This is a genomic window from Shewanella mesophila (assembly GCF_019457515.1).
Taxonomy (GTDB): domain Bacteria; phylum Pseudomonadota; class Gammaproteobacteria; order Enterobacterales; family Shewanellaceae; genus Shewanella; species Shewanella mesophila.
Window position 1 is genome coordinate 384,729 of record NZ_CP080421.1, and the last position, 21,192, is coordinate 405,920.

At 47.3% G+C, this 21,192-nt stretch carries 14 protein-coding genes; all 14 read left to right on the forward strand.

Annotated elements, in window-relative coordinates:
• Positions 1-11: 11 nt before the first annotated feature.
• The 14 genes from K0I73_RS01785 to K0I73_RS01850 all read left to right on the forward strand — a co-directional run bounded on the left by K0I73_RS01785 (position 12) and on the right by K0I73_RS01850 (position 21,156).
• The gene (locus K0I73_RS01785; protein WP_258405259.1) at positions 12-443 is read left to right on the forward strand and encodes an MSHA biogenesis protein MshP; all 432 of its coding nucleotides are present in this window, start codon (positions 12-14) and stop codon (positions 441-443) included.
• Positions 436-4,740 carry a DUF6701 domain-containing protein gene (locus tag K0I73_RS01790; RefSeq protein ID WP_220062848.1) on the forward strand — a complete coding sequence of 1,435 codons (4,305 nt, stop codon included), beginning with the start codon at positions 436-438 and terminating at the stop codon, positions 4,738-4,740. The genes K0I73_RS01785 and K0I73_RS01790 overlap by 8 nt, the downstream gene beginning before the upstream one ends.
• A gap of 230 nt (positions 4,741-4,970) precedes the next feature.
• On the forward strand, positions 4,971-6,020 hold the full coding sequence (locus tag K0I73_RS01795; protein WP_011864209.1) for a rod shape-determining protein: 1,050 nt from the start codon (positions 4,971-4,973) through the stop codon (positions 6,018-6,020).
• A gap of 140 nt (positions 6,021-6,160) precedes the next feature.
• Complete coding sequence (mreC, locus tag K0I73_RS01800; RefSeq protein WP_258405260.1) at positions 6,161-7,045, forward strand: rod shape-determining protein MreC; 885 nt, start codon at positions 6,161-6,163, stop codon at positions 7,043-7,045.
• Positions 7,042-7,530 carry a rod shape-determining protein MreD gene (gene mreD, locus K0I73_RS01805; RefSeq protein ID WP_220062849.1) on the forward strand — a complete coding sequence of 163 codons (489 nt, stop codon included), beginning with the start codon at positions 7,042-7,044 and terminating at the stop codon, positions 7,528-7,530. The genes mreC and mreD overlap by 4 nt, the downstream gene beginning before the upstream one ends.
• 2 nt (positions 7,531-7,532) lie before the next feature.
• Positions 7,533-8,114 (forward strand): Maf family protein, encoded by a 582-nt coding sequence (locus K0I73_RS01810; RefSeq protein WP_220062850.1) that lies wholly within the window; start codon positions 7,533-7,535, stop codon positions 8,112-8,114.
• An 82-nt stretch (positions 8,115-8,196) separates the two neighbouring features.
• Positions 8,197-9,699, forward strand: coding sequence for a ribonuclease G (rng, locus tag K0I73_RS01815; protein ID WP_220062851.1), 1,503 nt, complete (start codon positions 8,197-8,199; stop codon positions 9,697-9,699).
• Positions 9,699-14,042 (forward strand): YhdP family protein, encoded by a 4,344-nt coding sequence (locus K0I73_RS01820; RefSeq protein WP_220062852.1) that lies wholly within the window; start codon positions 9,699-9,701, stop codon positions 14,040-14,042. The genes rng and K0I73_RS01820 overlap by 1 nt, the downstream gene beginning before the upstream one ends.
• A complete protein-coding gene (locus K0I73_RS01825) occupies positions 13,966-14,796 on the forward strand; it encodes a carbon-nitrogen hydrolase family protein (protein ID WP_220062853.1) in 831 nt (276 codons plus the stop codon). The genes K0I73_RS01820 and K0I73_RS01825 overlap by 77 nt, the downstream gene beginning before the upstream one ends.
• Positions 14,797-14,860: 64 nt before the next feature.
• Entirely contained in the window at positions 14,861-16,309 is a 1,449-nt protein-coding gene (gene tldD / locus K0I73_RS01830) for a metalloprotease TldD (RefSeq protein WP_220062854.1), read from the forward strand.
• Positions 16,310-16,477: 168 nt separating this feature from the next.
• Positions 16,478-17,869 carry a TolC family protein gene (locus K0I73_RS01835; protein WP_220062855.1) on the forward strand — a complete coding sequence of 464 codons (1,392 nt, stop codon included), beginning with the start codon at positions 16,478-16,480 and terminating at the stop codon, positions 17,867-17,869.
• A gap of 1 nt (position 17,870) precedes the next feature.
• Positions 17,871-18,842: an HlyD family secretion protein gene (locus tag K0I73_RS01840; protein WP_220062856.1), complete on the forward strand. Its 972-nt coding sequence runs from the start codon at positions 17,871-17,873 to the stop codon at positions 18,840-18,842.
• A 12-nt stretch (positions 18,843-18,854) separates the two neighbouring features.
• Positions 18,855-20,021, forward strand: coding sequence for an ABC transporter permease (locus tag K0I73_RS01845; RefSeq protein ID WP_220062857.1), 1,167 nt, complete (start codon positions 18,855-18,857; stop codon positions 20,019-20,021).
• Between the two features lies 1 nt (position 20,022).
• The gene (locus K0I73_RS01850) at positions 20,023-21,156 is read left to right on the forward strand and encodes an ABC transporter permease (protein WP_220062858.1); all 1,134 of its coding nucleotides are present in this window, start codon (positions 20,023-20,025) and stop codon (positions 21,154-21,156) included.
• Positions 21,157-21,192 lie beyond the last annotated feature (36 nt).

The window sequence follows — 21,192 nt, forward strand, 5'->3', positions numbered from 1 at the left end:
GGACTCTGCCTATGACTAATATAAAGCTGATTAATCAAAGAGGTAGCGCGCTAGTTATCGGTATCTTTATTATCACGGTAATGTTTTTAATGGCAGCGGCATTGATCAATATTTTGAGCGATGCCGATGAGCAGGTGAATTTAGAAGTATTGGGCACGCGTGCATTTGCCGCCGCCAATAGCGGCGCTGATGTGGCCTTAGCGAGGTTATTTCCGCTAAGTGGCTTAGCAGTTGATCGAGTATGTGCTGCTAACAGTACATGGACACCACCTGATGTTGTTGGCTTCCACGGTTGCTCGGTCAACTTGACCTGTAAGGGGACAGTCGTTACGGGAGTGACTCAGTACCTGATCACCAGCGAAGCGACCTGCTTAGCTGGTAATTGTGATGGCGATAGCTGCATTAGAGTCAATCGCAAGGTGGAGGTAGAGGCCCGTGATTAGAGCTGATTTAAAGTCTGTTTATGCTTTTTGTTTTATCTGTATGTTGTTTTGTAGTGCTGGTCATGCAGCAGACTGGACTCAGACTTTTAAAGAAGGGGTGAATAACTACACTGCTGATGGCTATATTTATTTAAATACTGCAACAATTCGCAACGCTCCTTCAAACGCTAAGTTACCGACGTACAATTATTATCAAGGCGGCGACTCTAGATTTGAGTCCTGTATTGCTAGTAACGGTCGAAATGCCAAGCCTTGTAGAAAGGGGAATTATGTTGCGAATAAACCAAATGATATCTTCGAGTTCTCTCAATGTGAATCCCATAGTCATGTCGATATTAAACCACAATGGGGAAGTGGAATAACAGAGATCCCCGAGGGTGAGTATCGCAACATTGAGCTTGGATTAGGGGATAGCCATGGTATTGAGTTTACGTCAGCTAATGAATCTGGAATTTATAAAATTAAACGTTTAACTATTCGTTCTGGTAGTTTAAAGCTGGCTGCGGGTCAATATTGGATTGAAGACCTCGTTTTAAATTATGGCGTCAGACTGGTTTTCCCCGATTCAGGTCAAGTGAGCTTCTTTATTAAGAATGATTATACTCATCCTGATATAGCATTGAGCTCTCTTGCAGAGCGTTTTCTCATATATAGCTATGGGGATTTTACTTTAAATGGTGGTGCTAGCCTTAATGCTTATGTTATGGCAGAAGGCAGTGCAACTATCTCGGGGAGTTCCCACTTAGTCGGTGCTGTTACTGGGCGAAATGTATTGCTGTATGGAGGCGCCTCAGTCGTTTTTGCTAGATCCGCGCAAGATATTAACGTAGTTCCTGATTGTAGTATAACACCACCACTTTTACCTTCCGTTCCCCTCCAATGTCCTGTTGGCAAAAGTACTATTTCTGGGGTCACCTACAGTACTTATGACGCTCGTATTTGGAAGGGCGGACAATATACTAGCCCTGTCGATCATGATGACTTTAATGATCTGATTGCTACCGTTAAAACTCCAGCTCAGCAGCTCGGCGAATCGATAGAATCTGAGATAGATGGTTATGGTTCGGGTATCAACCCGCACTCTAATCAAGGCGACTATTATCTTGGGGTTTTTGAGGGGTATATCGATGTCCCAGAGTCGGGCATCTACACCTTTGGTATTGATGGTGATGATGCGATAGAGCTATTGATTGATGATCGCGTTGTCGCTGGCTTTTATGGCATACATGCACGATGTGGTTGGCCCTGCGAAACCGGAAAAATTGGTTTGGCTGCGGGGACACACAAAGTTGAGATGCGCTTTCATGAAGCCACAGGTTATGAAGCCTATCACCTCTATTGGCAGTTACCCTCCTCAACTAGCTTAGTAAAAGTACCTGCCAGTGCTTATTTAACCTGTTCGTCGACACAGCTTGGGTGCTTTAAAGATGATTTTAATCGCCAAGATCTGGGCAGTGATTGGGCAATTAAAACACTAGGTAGTTCGGTGCCGCCTGCGATCAATTCACAGCGGATGAGGATTACTCCAGCGAGTGGTAATCAGGCAACATCGAGTACTTTTCAGCGGTTATTCCCGGCAGAAAACAACTTAGTTCAAGTTGAATTTGATTATTTTGCTTGGTCACCTTCATCTGGTACCGGCGGTGATGGTGTTGCCATTATTTTGTCTGACGCTGCTATTACACCTCAACCTGGCAGCTTTGGCGGTTCGTTAGGATACGCACAAAGAGATGACGGAACCCCCGGATTTGCAGGGGGCTGGATAGGCATTGGACTAGATGAGTATGGCAATTTCTCTAATCCTAATGAAGGTAAACGTGGTGGCCCCGGGTTTAGGCAGCAGGCAGTTGCTATACGTGGTTCAAATAATAGTGGTTATATGTACTTAGCGGGGACTAGAGCCAATATATCCCCAACAATTGATGTGAGAGGAACCAATAGCGCTAAGCCTAATCATAGATATCGAATTACGGTTGATTCTAGGCAAGCTGGCAAGGCTCTGGTGCTAGTCGAACGTGATATTAAAGATGGTAATGGCTTTCAGGTATTAGTTCCTCAATTTGATGCGAGAAATATTAATGGCCAAGGCGGTGTCCCTGCAGATTTTTATCTGTCTATCACGGGGTCAACCGGGGGCGCTAATAACAATCATGAGATTGATAATTTTGAGGTTTGTGCCCTTGATTCTCGACCTGTGGGTCAGCAGGTGCATCATTTTGAGTTTTATTACTCGAGTAATCCATTAACCTGTAATCCTGAGTCGATGACAATTCGGGCATGTCGCAATGCCGATTGTGATCTGTTTACCGATCCTGTTACAGCGACTCTTTTGCCTGCCAATATGACTAATGGTGGGTGGGTGGGTGGCAACATTGTCACTATAAACAATGGAATTGGCACAGTTAGCTTAAGATCCAATACCACAGATCCAGTCACCATTGGCGTTAGTAGTTCGTCGCCATCAACCATTGCGGGCAGTAATACTCTGTGCCGCAAAGGAAGTGGAGGTTTAGATACCGCGAGTTGTACACTGAGCTTTGCCGAAAGCGGATTTGTCTTTGACGTGCCAGATGAACTGTCTAATAAGCCTTCGACCAATATTTTAGTTAAAGCGGTTAAACATGATGATGAAAGTTTGCAATGTGTCCCCGCTTTCAAAGGGGATAAAATCGTTAATTTTTGGAGCGATTATATCACTCCAAACAGTGGTTCCTTGCCTGTAAAAGTCACTACAGGTGCTATTGAACGCCCAGTCGGTACTTCCGAGAATACAGCAGAGCCCCTGAAGCTTAGCTTTGATGACAAAGGGCAAGCGATTATTGATGTTAACTATGCCGATGCCGGTGAGATGCAATTAAATGCCCGTTATATAGGTAGTGGCGACGAACAGGGGTTAGTGATGAACGGCAGCAATAAGTTTGTCCGTCGCCCAGTGGGTTTATGTATCGATTCAGAGGTGTGTAGCAATTGCAGTGTATCTGGGCCTGTTTATAAAAAAGCCGGTGAAGAGTTTGATATGACGGTAAAGGCAATGGCATGGGAATCTGACAGCGATGGCGATATTTGTAGCGGCAATGCGCTGACGCCTAACTTCACCTTAAAGGGGATAGCTCTAACCCATGAGTTAGTGATTCCTACCATTGCAGATGGTGGTGTGAAAGGCTCATTGGGATTGGATGAGTATGAGCAAAAAACTGGAAAGCAGACTGTTAAACAGTCAGTTTCTGAAGTCGGAGTATTCAAGTTTTTGGTGACGCCTAAACCTAACAGCTATTTTGGTTATAGTATTCCGGGCGCGACAACGGGCAATATGGGGCGTTTTACTCCCTATTATTTAACCGTTACGCCTAATGACCCAACGTTAGCACCGAGTTGTAATAGTTTTACCTATATGGATCAACCTTTTGGTTTTGTGGTGGGCAGTGAGCCTAAGCTGCTGGTTACGGGGAAAAATAAGCAAAATAATGAAGCCAAAAACTATCAGATTGGTGATTGGTGGAAATATAACAATCAATGGACGCAGCGTGCGTTTAGTAATCTCACAGGTTCAACTCTTACTGAGCTCGTTCAAGTTGATGCTGGAGAGGTTAAATTTCCCCCAAGCAGCAACAATCAGTCACGTTCGGCTTATTTGCTAAATGAAACACTCAAATATAAACGCACTCCAACGGCGTTAGCCCCTTTCGATGCCTTGATGGAGTTGCAGCTGTTGGTTGATGATCTCAAAGATAGCGATAACATCTGCTATCAAGTAGATGCCGACTCAATTTGCAGTGGCATTATTTTTGAAAATATTGCCGATGGTGATGAGTTTGCGCTTAGGTATGGGCGCTTAGTATTAGAAAATGGTTACGGTCCAGAGTCAGAAAGTTTACGTCTGCCGCTGCGCGCTGAGTATGTCAGCAACGTCGCGTCAACGGGAGAGGCTACTTGGCTGACTAACAGCTTAGACAGCTGCTCACTCTACAATACCCAAACCTCAGTCGATGCAACCGAGGCATCGACTGAGGGCTTATATATGCAGCCACCGACGGGCTTTCCGGCCATTCGCGCCTATAGCAACCCCAGTTTAACATTGCAGAGTGGCAGACTTGGTTTAGGCAACGGCTACAGTTATTTCTCTGTACCGAATGCAGCGGGAGAGCTGTCACTTAAACAGCATGTAGATCCTTGGCTTAAGTGGTATTGGAACTTCGATACTTCCTCCCCAACGGATCTGTATGATCCGCGGGCAAATGCTTATTTCGGTACCTATCGGGGTCACGATAAAGTCATTTTCTGGCGTGAAGTTCGATAGTTTTTGTCATAAAAACTAGCGTTATCTTGGCGATCGAAGTGATCAGAGTGGCTGAATAGATCTTTGGAATAAAGCGAGTATTCACTACGCCCGAGGTGCTGACATGACAAACTCTGAAGATGAACAGATATTTATCATCGGATCCGCATAATATCCTTGTGGAATCGGGGGGCGATTGATAAAGTTACCTGATTTTTCTTTTTCCGACTCCACTGAGACAGGCTGGTTACATGTTCAAGAAGCTGCGTGGCATTTTTTCTAACGATCTTTCGATCGATTTGGGTACGGCTAACACCTTAATTTACGTTCGCGAAGAGGGCATAGTGTTAAACGAACCCTCTGTTGTCGCAATTCGAGGCGAGCGCGGTAGTGGCGGACAGAAGTCTGTTGCTGCGGTTGGCACCGAAGCAAAGCAGATGCTAGGTCGTACGCCAGGTAATATTCAGGCTATCCGTCCAATGAAAGATGGGGTAATTGCCGATTTTTATGTAACCGAAAAAATGTTGCAGCACTTTATTAAACAGGTGCATAACAACAGCGTTTTTCGTCCAAGCCCTCGAGTGCTAGTTTGTGTGCCTGTTGGGGCGACACAGGTTGAGCGCCGCGCTATTCGAGAATCAGCTATGGGCGCTGGTGCTCGTGAAGTGTATTTGATTGAAGAGCCAATGGCGGCAGCGATTGGTGCGGGTCTTCCTGTATCGGAAGCCACAGGTTCTATGGTTGTCGATATCGGTGGTGGTACGACTGAAGTGGCAATCATTTCGCTAAATGGGGTTGTGTACTCATCTTCTGTGCGTATCGGTGGTGACAAGTTTGATGATGCCATCATCAATTATGTTCGCCGTAACTATGGTAGCCTAATTGGTGAGGCTACTGCTGAGCGTATTAAGCATACCATTGGTACCGCTTACCCTGGTGATGAAGTCCTCGAAATTGAAGTTCGTGGCCGTAACTTAGCTGAAGGTGTACCGCGCAGCTTTACCCTAAACAGCAATGAAATTTTAGAAGCCTTACAAGAGCCGTTGTCGGGTATTGTGAGTGCAGTCATGGTTGCACTTGAGCAATCACCGCCAGAGCTAGCTTCAGATATTTCTGAGCGCGGCATGGTGTTAACTGGTGGTGGTGCTTTACTACGTGATCTGGACCGTTTACTGATGCAAGAAACGGGTATTCCTGTCATGGTTGCCGATGATCCGTTAACTTGTGTTGCTCGCGGTGGCGGCAAGGCATTAGAGATGATCGATATGCACGGCGGCGATCTATTCTCTGACGAAAATTAATTCAGCTTAATACTGGCAGCGAAATGCTGGCAACCTGGTGTAATGGGAGAATTGCTTATTTATCTATACCCATTTACCTCAACCTTTTGGTATGACAAAAGGTTATACAGGTCGCCACATCTAGCTGCCTTAAGTGTTTTATGAAACCCATTTTTGCTCGCGGTATTTCAAATCAATTCAGGCTAACATTGGCAATTATTTTGTCGGTGATCTTGCTTGTGGCTAATGACAGGCTAGAGCCTGTTCGGCAGTCTATCTCCTCAATTTTGAGTCCATTACAATACGTTGCCAATATTCCTGGTGTGATACTTGATTGGTCAGCCGAAAGTATCGCAACTCGTAATATGTTGCAAAAGCAAAATACCGAACTTCTTCGGCAGCAGCTGTTAATGAGCGAACGCCTACAGCGTTTTGAACATTTGCGTCAAGAGAATGAGCGCCTTAGAGCCTTGCTTGGCTCACCCGTACATATGGACGCCAAAAAGGTCGTAGCCGAAGTGATGGAAGTGGCTAGCGATCCGTTTCGTCATTATGTGGTGTTAAATCATGGTGCCCGCAGTGGTGTGTATGTGGGTCAGCCCGTGGTCGATGCCCAAGGCGTTGTTGGACAGGTTGTTGAGATTAGTGAGCTCACGAGTCGGGTGCTACTTATTTCTGATGTGACACACGCTATTCCTGTGAGAGTAACCCGTAACGATGTACGCCTCATCGCCCAAGGCACTGGGGAGTTGGATGAATTAGAGCTGCGTCATGTGGCCAAGAGTACCGATCTACGCGTAGGGGATCTGCTAGTCTCTTCTGGGTTGGGTAAGCGTTTCCCTGAGGGATATCCAGTAGCGCGCATCTTACGTGTCGACAAAGATGATGGTCAAAGTTATGCCACGGTCGCAGCCCAGCCTCTGGCGGCCTTAGACCGTATCCGTTATCTGTTGTTGATCTGGCCCGATGGTTATCTTCCCCAGGGAGAAACATCGAATGAAGATAACAAGGAATCTGTCGCTAACACACCGGAGGTAACCCCATGAGTATGCATATTCCTCATGGCCGCTGGGTCGTGTGGCTAAGCTTTTTGTTGGCAATGTTATTTCAGATCATGCCGCTGCCGAGTATTGTCGAAGGTTGGCGCCCCGATTGGTTGCTTTTGGTGATGATCTACTGGGCGATGGCACTACCTCATAGGTACAATATTTTATCAGCCTGGATATTAGGGGTGTTGCTGGATATTTTACTCGGTGCTCATTTAGGTATCCGAGCCATAGCGATGTCACTGGTTATCTATGTAGTGGTGCTGCATTTTCAGCGGCTACGTAATTTTCCTATGTGGCAGCAGTCGTTGATGATTGCCAGTTTAGTCTGTTTATATCATCTGGTGGTATTTTGGGTGCATTTTGTGGTGAATGTCGCCACATTTGATACGAGTTTATTTTTACCTGCGGTATCGAGTTTGATTATTTGGCCATGGGTGTTTTGGATGCTTAGACGGATCCGACGAATCTATAAAGTGAGATAAAGATGGCATTGGTATTAGCCTCGGCTTCCCCGCGCCGTAAAGAGTTGTTAGCTCAGCTGGGTATGGCCGATGAGCAGTTTAAATTTGATATTTTAGCTGCCGATATCGACGAGACTCATATTGACGGCGAGACGGCTCGAATGTTTGTCGAGCGTCTTGCAATTGAGAAAGCCCAAGCGGGTTTAGCGCTATACGCTAAGCCAGATGCCGTTGTCCTAGGCTCTGACACGATAGTGGTACTTGATGAGCAGATCTTAGGTAAACCCAAAGACGAGGCCGATGCTAAAAGCATGCTTGAGCAGCTGTCAGGCCGGCAACATAGTGTCATGACTGCGGTTGCAGTGACAGATGGAACCCAAACGCTTTCGACGCTTGTTGAAACTAAAGTGCAATTTTGTGGCCTAACTGAGCAAGATATTCTTGCCTATATTGCAACGGGCGAGCCTATGGATAAGGCTGGTGGCTATGGCATTCAAGGTTTAGGCGGATGTTTCGTGCAAGGGATTGAGGGGAGTTACTCTGCGGTAGTGGGTTTGCCTTTGGTGGAAACTAGAGCACTACTAATCCAGATGCAGGCTGTATAATTTAATCCAAAATCAGTTGTTTAGGCTTAGCGTCTCGAGAGACCATTTTTAGCTAACGTCTATAAACATTAAGTGAGTATTCATGAGTCGCCTAGTCAAAAACAGAGTGCAGCGAAAGATTGGTTCTGAGTTATTGATCAATGTGACGCCGACTGAAGCTCGTGTTGCCTTAGTTGAATATGGCATCTTGCAAGAGGTGCATATTGAGCGTCGTATGAAGCGCGGTTTGGTTGGTAATATCTATAAGGGCAAGGTCAGCCGAGTATTACCTGGCATGCAAGCGGCATTCGTCGATATTGGCTTAGATAAAGCGGCCTTTCTGCACGCATCAGATATAGTTCCCCATACCGAGTGTGTCGCCGATGTTGAAAAAGGCAACTTCGTTGTGCGTGATATTGGTGAGTTAGTACGCCAAGGCCAAGATATTATGGTGCAAGTGGTCAAAGACCCCTTGGGAACCAAGGGCGCCCGTCTAACAACGGACATAACCTTGCCATCACGCTACTTAGTTTTCATGCCAGGCTCTAGCCATGTCGGTGTATCACAACGTATTGAGTCTGAAGAGGTTCGTGCTCGGCTTAAGGGCCTGACCGAACCTTTCGTGGATGAAGATGGTGGCTTTATTATTCGCACCGCAGCAGAAAATGCTGGGGAGCAAGAGTTGGTTCAAGACGCGGCTTTTTTAAGGCGAGTTTGGGCTAAAGTTAGCGAGCGCCGTAAGCGCTCTGGTGTTGCTCTGCTATATCAAGATCTCGCGCTACCCGTGCGAATCGTGCGGGATTTTGTCGGCACGGAACTGGACCAAATTCAGGTCGATTCTCGCCAAACCTTTGAAGAGTTACTGCAATTTGCGCAGGAGTTTATGCCTGAGGTTGCCGACAAAATTGAGCACTATTCGGGTCGAGTGCCTATTTTTGATCTCTATGATGTTGAAAATGAAATTCAGCGGGCACTTGGACGTAAGGTCGAACTCAAATCTGGCGGCTACTTGATCATAGATCAAACCGAAGCCATGACCACGGTAGATATTAATACTGGTGCGTTTGTTGGTCATCGTAATCTTGAAGAAACGATCTTTAATACCAATCTTGAAGCGACTCATGCCATTGCTCGCCAGCTACGGCTGCGCAATTTGGGCGGTATCATCATTATCGACTTTATCGATATGCTTAATGAGGATCATAAAAAGCGGGTGTTAAGCACCCTAGAGGCGGCGTTAGCCAACGATAGAGTCAAAACCAATGTGAGCGGCTTTTCTGGTTTGGGCTTAGTAGAGATGACCCGTAAGCGTACGAGGGAAAGTCTAGAGCATGTACTTTGTGGTGAGTGCCCAGTCTGTTTAGGTAAAGGTACCCTGAAAACGGTTGAGACGGTTTCCTATGAAATATTTAGAGAGATCATTCGTCTCGATCGTGGATATGATGCAGACGAGTTCTTGGTGTATTGTTCACCAGCGGTTCATGGAAGCTTAACTGGTGAAGATAGCCATTTGTTAGCCGAACTCGGCGCTTATATTGGCAAACGAGTCAGGTTACAGAATGAACCCATGTATGCGCAGAACAAATTTGATGTGGTGATAATGTAGTGTCTCGTACATTTTGCCCTCGAACCTTTGGCCGTCTCTGCTGGCAGAGCGTCGCGATAATTTTAGTTGTATTTGCCCTCGGCGTGAGCCTTTTTCGAGGGTTATTGCCTAAGCTAGATCAAGTGCGCCAAGAGTTAGTTAGTTACATTGAGCAAGAGTATCAAGTTACAGTGCAACTGTCTGAATTGACCGCAGAGTGGCAAGCATTTGGTCCAGCGGTGACGATAGAAAAGCTTGTGCTTCCGCCCCAAGAAAATCTGCCGCTAACGCTCATTGTTGAAAATGTCCATGTCAAACTCGACTTTTGGCAAACCTTAGTCTCAGCGTCACCTCAAATTGAGAATGTGATATTTGAGGGTGTCGATATCGCCCTCGATATCGATAAGCTCAATCAATCCGCGGCCGTGGCCCGAGACGATCAAAATAGTGTGGCGAGCGAACTGAATCTCGATTGGGTTTATCAGCTTATGCTTGAGCAACTCGAGCGATTTTCGATCACCGATGTGACGCTGCAACTGATCAGCCAAGCTCATCAATATCGCCCTATTCATGTCAACAACCTGCGCTGGCGTAATCGAGATGATTCTCATCGTGCCCAGGGTCAGCTTTATTTAGACAAGAATGCCTCCGAGGTTGAGCGTCTATCCTTGAGTATTGATATTGATGGCAATGGTTATCAACCAGACAGTTTAGAGGGGCAAATATACCTTGCAGCAAACTCGTTAGATCTGGGGGAGTGGGCTTCGAGGCAGCTGAACCCCTACGACAATAAACGTACTTTACCCTTAGAAGGTGTGATAAATCTGCAGGCATGGGCCGATTTTTCTGATCGCCAAATTACCTCTGCGACTGTTGCATTTAATCCCAGTTGGCTGCAATGGCAACTCAATGGTGAGCAACAAAAATTTGAGATCCAAGGCGGCCAGTTAAATTGGGCACCAACTGAACTCGGTTGGCATTTAGCTAGTGCTAATTTGGCTTTCGCTACCAATCAAACCCCATGGCCAGCGCTAAATCTTGCTGTGAATAAGCGAGATGATCATATTAGAGCGAGTCTCAATGAGCTTGATACCCAAGTGCTGCTGCCGTTATTACCTCTCTTACCTGGCATGGGCTTAAATGGGCTTAATAGTTGGCAGGCTATGGCTCCTCATGGCGCGATAAAGGACCTACAGCTGGACTATCAACTTGGCCAGCCCTTGTTGCTCTCGGTAAATGCGCAGCAGTTGGCCTGGAAATATGCCAACGGTATTCCAGGTAGTGCGCCAATCGATCTGCAACTGGGTGTACGTGGTGACAATCTCTATGTTTCAGCGCCAGCCCAAGATTATATTATCGATTTCGATACTGGATTTGAGCGACCTATCGCGCTGCAAGGTGAGGCGTTTAGCGTTAAGTATGTGCTCGGCGATGCATCGCTCATTGCTCCTAAGCTAGTCTTTAGAAATGATGATATTGCCATCGACGCAGGATTAAAAATGCAGTTCGATCAAACTGCTCATCTGAGTTTGCTGGCCGATGTCGATGTTAAAGATGCGGCAAATGCCAAGTATTACTTTCCTAAACATGGCATGAGTGAGTCGCTGATAGATTACCTCGAAGGCGCAATAAAAGCGGGTAATAGCGATGATGCAACTGTGGTATGGCAAGGTGCGCTAGCGGATTTTCCTTATCAAGATAACAGCGGCGTGTTTCAGGCAGGGTTCTCGCTGAAGCAAGCGCGATATCAATTTCAGCCAGATTGGCCTGAAGTGATCGACTTGAGTCTCGATGCCCTATTTGAAAATGCGGCGATGGATATTTGGGTTAATAAAGGCCAGCTCTTGGATGTGGCTGCCGATGGTGCCCATGTGGCCATCGCCAGCATGAGTCATGAGACAGTGTTGACCGTACGCGCCGATCTTCATACTGCGGGAGATGCCGCGAAAGAGGTGTTAATTCGTTCACCGCTTAAGGACAGTGTCGGGGCCACGCTGAAAGTGGTACAAGTTCAAGGTGATGTTGATGGCAAGCTGGATCTCACTATCCCTCTGTATGAAGGTGGTATCGCGGACATTAAGGGGACGGTCAGTTTTTCCGACACGCCTGTTTACATCGCCGAGCCCGGCGTGCAGCTTGACGGCGTAACAGGCCAGGTCTACTTCGTTAATGACGTAGTTACGGGCGAAGCGATACAGGCTAAGTTATTTGAGCAGCCCGTTAGTCTGAGTTTTGATACTGGAAAGCTCAACAAAAACTATGGCTTAAATTTAGATATGCAGGGAAGTTGGCAACTGGAGTCGCTGCCAAAAATCTTAGACAATCCCCTTAAGGATTATTATCAAGGCCAAGCAAATTGGCAGGGGGCGATGACATTGATATTCGACCCCTTGGGGTATCGGATTCAGGCACAGGTTGATAGTGATCTCGAAGGTGTGTCTTTAACCCTGCCAGGTGAGTTTGCTAAGAGCGCCGATAGTAAAAGGCGATTATCTTTCGAGCTGATTGGTGACAATAAACAATCCTCTTTGGGCGCTAAGTTGGGCGAACAGCTTGAGTTTTGGGGCGGATTTAACGAGGAATCTTCAGGTCAGCTAGCTCACTTTGATCTGTTATTGGGGCGGACCTTTAAGCCGGGTGATCAGTTGCGTCGAGAGCAGGGGCATTTAGCGTTAGATCTGCCTGAAACCGATCTAGCACCATGGCTGCCAATTATTAGAGGGTTCATTGGTGATATTCCAACGAGTACCTTGGCGACAGATGCTGCGATGGCCGACGCCTTAGGTAGTGATGAGAACTTAGATACTGATGAAAACTTAGCTATCGATGATTCCTTAGCTCAGGATTTAGCTGTACAGCAAGTGGTTGCACCGCAACAGGGATTTTTCCCGCCGCTGGTTTCGATAGATGGTCGTATGCAACAACTGTCAGTGTTTGGATTACCTATGACTGATTTGAGTATACAGGCCAGTCCGACGGACCACGGTTGGCGCTTTGAAGGCGTGTCGAACGAGTTTGACGGTCGTGTTGATTTTTATCCTGACTGGTCGTCACAAGGCTTAAAAATCGTTGCTAAGCATTTTGATTTTTCGCCAGTGATTAAAAAGTCTGAAGAAACCACTATTCCGAGTGATACCGTGTTAAGTAACCTTCCTCCTCTGGCCGTCGATGTCGACGAATTTAGCCTTTATGGTAAACAACTCGGCCACTTGGTATTGCAGGGCACACCAGCTGGTGGAGACTATCAAATTCAAACTATTTCGCTTAACACTCCAGGTATAGCCCTTAAAGGGAAAGGAGCTTGGTTGAACAGTGAGCATCAGAATTTGACGGAGTTTGACCTTGATCTGCAGGCGAAAAAATTTGATGAAGTGTCTGAGCGCTTAGGGATCGATCCTGGGTTAAAAGAAGCCCCACTCGATCTCCAAGCTAAACTGTCATGGATTGGTGCACCCTATGGATTTTCCTTAGAGACGCTTAATGGTCAGGTTGACTATAAATTAGGTAAGGGGCATCTGTCAGAGGTGAGTGATAAGGGGGCACGCATATTTTCGTTATTTAGCCTCGATTCTTTGCTACGGAAATTATCGTTAGATTTCTCCGATGTGTTTGGTAAGGGGCTATATTTTGATTCGTTTTCTGGCACGTTAAGGCTTGACGATGGCGTGGTTAAAACCACAGATTCCGAAATGCAAGCGGTCGCGGGTAATATGCGGGTACGTGGTTATACAGACTTAACCACCGAAAGCTTGAATTACGATATTCGTTTTGTGCCCAAGTTAGCCTCGAGCGTACCGACAGTGGTGCTGCTCAGCACTGGCGGCTGGACCTTCGGCTTGGGCGCATTTGCCTTAACTAAGGTACTCGAGCCTGTCATTGAGGTGATTTCTGAAATTCGTTTTAGACTAACTGGCACCATGTCAGAGCCCAAGCTTGAAGAGCTAGAACGCAAGAGTAAAGAGATAGAGATCCCTGAATCGGTATTACCTGAGCACTTAAGGAAGAAGACGCCTCAAGCGCCCGCAGGTGATAGCGTGATGCCCGAGTCAATAAAAGATCAAGCGCAACCAGCCAGTCTAAGTGAGGTTGCAGTGCCACCCGTTCTCAATCAAGCTGTGCAGAGTGAAACAAATGCCGCTGGTGTCGAGATCCCTAAACCAGTGGTTGAAGCCCCGCCAGAATTTAAAGAGTCAACTAAACCGAGACAAGCAAACCCACAGAAAAAAGACAGCGATAACTCAGGTTCGAGTGATAACAGTGACAGCAGTGACAAGAAGGAGCAAATTGATGCAGATAAGCTTATTACAATGTCAGAGTGGTCGAGATGTCGATGCCAATCTCCACTTTATCAGCGAGCAGCTTGAGCAGCTTGATGTTAACAATCGACCTCATTTAGTGGTGCTACCCGAATGCTGTTTGTTATTTGGTGGTCATGAGAGTCAGCAACTCGCCTATGCTGGGACCGATGCGCGAAGTGAGCTAAAGCAGACTCTGGCTAATATGGCCGCGCAATATGGGGTTTATCTTGTCGCCGGAACGATTCCTATCTTGGCCGATGACGGTCGAGTTTATAGTCGTAGTTATCTGTTTGATGATAATGGCAGTACCTTAGGTCACTATGACAAGCTGCATCTATTTGATGTGGATGTTGCCGATGGCACCAAAAGCTATCGTGAAAGTGATACTTTTTGTCCAGGGGATCATATCTGCGTTATCGATACTCCTTTCGGTAAAGTGGGGATGGCGATATGCTACGACTTAAGATTTGCGGATCTGTTTAGAGCGATGAGGCTGCAAGGCGCTGAGATCATCGTACTTCCAGCAGCATTTACTCGAGTAACAGGTCAGGCCCATTGGTTGCCTTTACTCCAGGTTAGGGCGATTGAGACTCAATGTTTTGTATTGGCCGCCGCTCAATGGGGGCAACATAATCAAGGGAGTCGAGAAACCTGGGGTCACAGCTGTGTGGTTGGCCCTTGGGGCGATGTATTGGCGTTGATGCCTGAGCAGTGTGGTTGGTTGACGACCTCTATAGATGTCAGTGAGATTGAAGATATTCGCAAGGGGATCCCCGTAGGTAAGCACAATCGTTTCGTTGAACCTAAGTTAAGGTCATAAGTCCTGATTGTATTACAACGAATAATGTATAACTCGTGGAATACGAGCTAAAGAGAGAGAATTAATGCCATTTTTAACCCAAGTAGAACAGAGTTTATTGCAAGATGGATTGTCATTAGATCAATTGCAAGGCTACCTCAAGAGTATGCACCAACATCAGATCGACTTTTCCGATCTCTACTTTCAAGGTAGCCGTCATGAGTCTTGGGTGTTAGAAGATGGCATAGTTAAAGACGGTAGTTTTCATATTGAGCGCGGTGTCGGCGTTAGGGCTATCTCGGGAGAGAAAACCGGTTTTGCTTACGCCGATGAGATAACCCCAAGTGCACTCAATGCGTCGGTTGAAGCTGCGAGAGGGATCTCTGCTGTGGGAGAGAGCGGCCATGTTCAAGCGTGGAAAACACAGAAGGTTAATCCTCTTTACCAGAGCGCAGATCCCATTGCGGCAATGGAAGAGGTGAAAAAAATCCAGCTGTTAAAGCAAGCAGATGCTTATGTGCGCAGCTTAGATAGTCGCATAATTCAAGTGGTGATCAGCCTCTCTGGTGTACATGAAGAGATCTTAGTGGCGGCCAGTGATGGTACTCTGGCGGCAGATATTCGTCCCTTGGTTCGTTTTAACTGCAGCGTGATTTTAGAGCAAGATGGCAAACGCGAACGCGGCGCGAGTGGTGGCGGTGGACGTCACGATTATCAAGGCTTCTTCGACAACGACGATACTGGGCTACCCAGCTGTTTTGCATTTGCCAGAGAAGCCGTGCGTCAAGCGTCGGTTAACTTAACGGCTATCGATGCCCCCGCTGGCGAAATGCCTGTAGTCTTGGGGGCTGGCTGGCCAGGGGTGTTACTGCACGAGGCGGTAGGTCATGGTTTAGAGGGTGACTTTAACCGTAAAGGTAGCAGCGCATTTAGTGGGCTTGTGGGCCAGCAAGTTGCGTCTAAGTTGGTTACCGTCGTCGATGATGGCACCATTGCTAATCGTCGCGGCTCGCTCAGCATAGATGACGAAGGTGTGCCCACTCAGAAAACCGTGTTGATCGAAAATGGCGTTCTCAAAGGTTATATGCAAGACAAGCTCAATGCCCGCCTGATGGGTGAGCAATCCACTGGCAATGGTCGCCGCGAGTCATATGCCCATTTGCCTATGCCGCGTATGACCAACACCTATATGGAAGCGGGTGAGTCAGATCCTGCTGATATTATTAAGTCGGTAGAAAAAGGTATTTATGCCCCTAACTTTGGTGGCGGACAGGTGGATATCACTTCCGGCAAGTTTGTATTTTCGGCGTCGGAAGCTTACCTAATTGAAAAAGGTGAAATTACTCAAGCCATTAAAGGGGCTACTTTGATTGGCAATGGGCCAGAAGCCATGGGGCAGATCTCTATGGTCGGTAATGATTTGGCGTTAGACCAAGGTGTTGGTGTTTGTGGTAAAGATGGTCAGAGTGTGCCTGTTGGGGTTGGTCAGCCAAGTCTGAAGCTCGATCGTTTAACTGTGGGTGGTACCGCTTAAGTCGATAACGATTTGAGGCGTGTCAGCTACTTACAGCTATCATTGCTGTGGTGAGGATTTGCTTCACTACAGCGATCTAACGCCCACAATTGAAGGAGCGTCTTCTCATCCCCATTAATGGGTGTTAACATTTGCCAAGGAAGTAGAGCATTCGCTCTAGGGGTGTCGATGAAATATTTACATATCATTTTGCTATCGCTATTAGCGGTACATGCTAGTGCTGCACAGGCTACAGAGATTGCTTTTAGTGACGCATGGCAGCAATTACTTAAAGTCAGCGATAAACTGCAAGCGAGTGCGCAGGAAGTTAATCGAGCCCAGGCTGAGAAAGATGCTGGCGATGATCTTAATCTGCCCTCTTTATCTATCAATGGCAGTTACACTCGATTGGAGAAACCAATCGAACTGGATCTGCGCGATCTCAATCCGCTCGCCAATCTCGATCCGGCTGCGCTGCCTCCTGCTTTAGGTGGTGCTTTAGCCTCTATTCCGGGCTCGTTATTTGTCACACCCTTCACCGAGCAAGATATCTTCCGCTCTAGTCTGCAGGCTATGTGGCCCATCTATACCGGCGGTCGTATTACCGCGGCTCAAGGTATTCATGCGGCCCAAGTTGCTGAAAAGGAGCAGCAGCATCAACTGTCTACCAGAGATCTGTTTTTACAGCTGGTAGAGCGCTATTACGCAGTCTCTGTGAGTCATTCGTTAGCGAATACTAAGCAGCAGCTTGTCGAGGCTCTGACTGAGCATGCAGATCATGCCATCAAATTAGAGCGACAAGGCCAGATTGCTAAAGTGGAACGACTTAACGCACAAGTGGCTTTAGAAAATGCCAAAGTTGATTATGCCAGTGCTCGTAGACAGCTAGAGATGACCCAAATCGCGTTGTCACGCATGTTGCATCAACAAGCTGTAGATACCGCTTCGCCACTATTTATTGTGGCAAGCTCGCCCTCCTTACCGCAATTGAGTCAACTTACCTTGTCGCATCATCCAGCACTTAAATTGCTCGAAGCAAAGGAGAGACAAGCTCAGGGGTTAATCGATGTCGAAAAGGGCAGCTATCACCCAACGGTTTTTCTCTATGGTAATTACACTCTCTATGAAGATGACAGTCTGTTCTCTAAGGTTGAGCCAGATTGGATGGTGGGTGTAGGGGTGAAGATACCACTATTAAGCCGAGATGGACGCAGTGGCAAAGTGGAAGCCGCTAAGAGTGCGTTATTACAGGCTCGTTATACTAAGGCGCAAACACAGCAAGATCTCAGTTTGCTGCTAGAGCAAAGTTATCGTCAGTTGCAGCAGGCTGAAGAAGAGGTGGACTCATTACGCCTTTCGCTCACGCTAGCACAAGAGAATAAACGCCTCAGAGACTTAGCTTTTAGCCAAGGCTTGTCGACCTCGATAGAGAAGGTTGATGCAGAGCTTAAGCTTAGCGCGGTACAAACCCAACAGTTAGCTGCCCGCTATCGCTATGTTTTAGCTTACGCAAAATTAATGGCTATCAGTGGCCAGTTAGATGAATTTGTCGGCCGCGCACGCAGCGCCCAGGAGAGATAAGATGCGCACCAACAGAGTGTTAGCCATTGTGGCATTGATTGCTTTAGTGGCATTACTAGCATACGGATTAAAGTTAGCTCATACCCCAAAGCCTGATAGGCTGCAGGGACAGATTGAAGCTAGGGAATACAATATCTCCTCTAAAGTTCCCGGCCGGGTAGCACAAGTGCTAGTCCGTCGTGGCGATAAGGTTGAAAGTGGCGATCTACTGTTTGCTATCGATAGCCCAGAACTGAATGCCAAACTGATGCAGGCTCAAGGTGGACGCGATGCCGCTAAAGCGATGCAGATGGAAGCTGATAACGGTGCCCGTAAACAGCAGGTCGCCGCATCGAAAGAGCAATGGTTAAAAGCGAAAGCGGCAGCGACACTCGCCGAGACGACTTATAATCGTGTCGAGGTCTTATTTACCGAAGGTGTATTAGCCAGACAGAAACGCGATGAAGCATTTACCCAGTGGCAGGCGGCTAAGTATACGGAGCAGGCCGCCTATGCCATGTATCAAATGGCTGAAGAGGGGGCGCGGGTCGAAACCAAGGCGGCGGCGGCGGGTAACGCTCGTATGGCAGAAGGTGCGGTGAATGAGGTCAGCGCTATCTTAGCCGATAGCCAGATGCGATCACCTAAATCAGGCGAAGTCAGTGAGGTACTACTACAGAGTGGTGAGTTAGCGCCCAGTGGTTTCCCTGTTGTCAGTATTATTGATATGCAAGATGCTTGGGCCATTTTTCAAGTGCGTGAAGATCAGTTAAAAAGCTTTAAAGTGGGTGATACCGTTGAGGTTGAGATCCCAGCACTCGGAGAACGCCACGGCTTTACCGTTGCACATATTAGTGTGATGGGGAATTTTGCTACTTGGCGCTCAACGGAAAGCGGCCATGACTTTGATATGCGTACCTTTGAGATGGAGCTGCGCCCTACAGCGCCGATTGCTGATCTGCGAGTTGGCATGACGACACTCTTGGTGCGCTAACCATTGGCTTCCATGAAGCAGTTAATCAAACGCGAGCTCAATGCCCTTTGGCATGACCCATGGCAGCTTGCATTGGTCAGCTATATTCCTTTAGTGGGCATTTTTGGCCTGTGGTGGCTGTTTAGCGCGGGGTTACCGCGTCAGCTTCCCGTGGCGATAGTGGACCAAGATCAGAGTCAGATCAGCCGTATGTTGGTGCGTCAGCTAACCGCTAATGCGGCGATTATTCCGATCCACTATCAGGACATCAATAGTGCCAAGGCCTCGATGGAAAAGGCGGAAACTTATGCCATGGTGGTGTTGCCGTTTCAGCTAAATCGTGACCTGCTCACTGGTCATCAGCCCAGTATCGATATTCGCTACAACAGTCAATATTTGTTGGTCGGTAAGCTGTTATCTAGCCAACTTCAGTTGAGTTTAGCCGATGGGTTAAAGAGAAAGGCGTTGATAAAGCAGCTTGCTGCTGGCGTACCAATGGCTCAGGCTGAGGTTAATCTCAATCTGGTGAAAACCCAGATTAGCGCGCTGTACAATGCCAATAGTAATTACGTGGTGTTTCTATTGCCGCCATTACTGATTGCGCTCGGACAGCTACTCGCCATGCTAGTATTTGCTAACTCACTTAATCGTGAATTAAGGTTAAATACCATGCAAGAGTGGTTTTCCTTAGGCACACGGCGCGTGTTATGGGCCAAAATATTGGTCTATACGCCGCTTATCGTGCTGCAAGGGCGACTGATTTTGACTTTGCTCTACCAATATTTAGGCTTGCCATTAGCGGGCCAGTTTGGTCAGCTGCTCTTGGCGCAAATTGTGATGTTATTGGCGGTATGGCTAATGGTATTGGCCATCTTTTTCTTACTCCAAGACAGTGCACGGGTGGTGAGTTTTTGCACGGCACTGTTTGCCCCCGCTTTCCCTTTTATGGGGATCACCTTTCCGACACAAGATATGCCGAAGCTGGCACAGTGGTGGCGCGAATTAATGCCGTCTAGCCATTATATCGATACCCATGTTGGTTTGGTCAGTTATGGCCAGAGCTTTGCCACTTTTACCCATCAAGTTATGAGTTATTGGGGTTACCTATTATTAATCCCTGTGATTGTCTTTTTAGCCCGTAGGGTGAAACGAGCGACACATGATGTAGCGGCCGAAACCCGCTGTAATGAGGCGAGCTAGTATGAGTTTTTGGTCCTTAATGATGGCCGATCTCAAGTCGATCGTGACCGATAAAGCGATAGCGATAACATTATTTGGCGGCGTACTATTTTATTCAGTGCTGTATCCATTGCCCTATCTTAACGAGGTCCCCACTAAGCAGCAAATTGTGGTGATTGATGGCGACCACTCAAGTTTAAGCCGCCAGCTCATTCGCCATGCCGATGCAAGCCCTAAGCTTGATGTTGTGGGTCAGCTGACCACTATAGATCAGGCACAGCAGTGGGTTGCATCAGGGAAAGCTCATGGCTTTATGGTGATCCCAGAGAACTTTAGGCGTGATCTGATCCGTCAAAAAGGGGTGACGCTAGCGTATGGGGGCGATGCCAACTACTTTTTGATCTATTCGGCCGTTGTCGAAGGCTTGATGTCAGTGGGCATCGATGCGGGTAAATATGTGCAATTTAACGGACTGCTAGCGAGGGGAAGCTCGGCTAAGCAGGTGAAGCATGATTTAGAGCCTATTAAACTTAATAGTGTGCCCGCCTTTAATCCCAGTCTAGGCTATACCCCTTATGTGGTGCCTGGGGTATTGCTCTTGGTACTGCATCAAACCTTATTGATTGGAGCCGGGATCCTCGGTGCTGGTCAATGGGGCAGAGAGGGTTATTGGCAACAAGCATCGGCGTTAAAACTTATCTTGGCGCGGGTGGCAGTGTTTGCACTCATCTACAGCTTTTTTACCTGTTTTTATGTGGGATTTTGTAACTATTGGTATGGGGTCAGTGTGCAAGGAGATTTGGGACAAGTTGTGCTGTTTTTGGTGCCGTTTATTCTCTGTACGGCTGTCGCTGGCGTGGCGTTTAGTTGTTTGTTTACCCGTCGGGATCTACCCACTCAAGTGTTACTGTTGATCTCTATGCCTATTCTATTTGTGTCTGGATTTATTTGGCCGCTTGAGCTGATTCCATCGCCGCTAGTATGGCTTGGACAGCTCGTTCCTGCAGTGTCGACTATTCAAGGCATGTTACAGCTCAATCAGATGGGCGCGAGTTGGCCAAGTGTGGTGCATTTTTGGTGGCAGCTTTGGGGGCTGGCATCGGTTTACTTTGTGCTGGCTTATTTCGGGGTGCGTTACCGATTGAATAAGGGGTAAGTAACCCTAACTCAGGTTGAGTAGGATCACGCCTCG

Coding starts and splice junctions, on each gene's coding strand:
- K0I73_RS01785 (WP_258405259.1), top strand. CDS start 12: ATGACTAATATAAAGCTGATTAATCAAAGAGGTAGCGCGCTAGTTATC.
- K0I73_RS01795 (WP_011864209.1), top strand. CDS start 4,971: ATGTTCAAGAAGCTGCGTGGCATTTTTTCTAACGATCTTTCGATCGAT.
- mreC (WP_258405260.1), top strand. CDS start 6,161: ATGAAACCCATTTTTGCTCGCGGTATTTCAAATCAATTCAGGCTAACA.
- mreD (WP_220062849.1), top strand. CDS start 7,042: ATGAGTATGCATATTCCTCATGGCCGCTGGGTCGTGTGGCTAAGCTTT.
- K0I73_RS01810 (WP_220062850.1), top strand. CDS start 7,533: ATGGCATTGGTATTAGCCTCGGCTTCCCCGCGCCGTAAAGAGTTGTTA.
- rng (WP_220062851.1), top strand. CDS start 8,197: ATGAGTCGCCTAGTCAAAAACAGAGTGCAGCGAAAGATTGGTTCTGAG.
- K0I73_RS01825 (WP_220062853.1), top strand. CDS start 13,966: ATGCAGATAAGCTTATTACAATGTCAGAGTGGTCGAGATGTCGATGCC.
- tldD (WP_220062854.1), top strand. CDS start 14,861: ATGCCATTTTTAACCCAAGTAGAACAGAGTTTATTGCAAGATGGATTG.
- K0I73_RS01835 (WP_220062855.1), top strand. CDS start 16,478: ATGAAATATTTACATATCATTTTGCTATCGCTATTAGCGGTACATGCT.
- K0I73_RS01840 (WP_220062856.1), top strand. CDS start 17,871: ATGCGCACCAACAGAGTGTTAGCCATTGTGGCATTGATTGCTTTAGTG.
- K0I73_RS01845 (WP_220062857.1), top strand. CDS start 18,855: ATGAAGCAGTTAATCAAACGCGAGCTCAATGCCCTTTGGCATGACCCA.
- K0I73_RS01850 (WP_220062858.1), top strand. CDS start 20,023: ATGAGTTTTTGGTCCTTAATGATGGCCGATCTCAAGTCGATCGTGACC.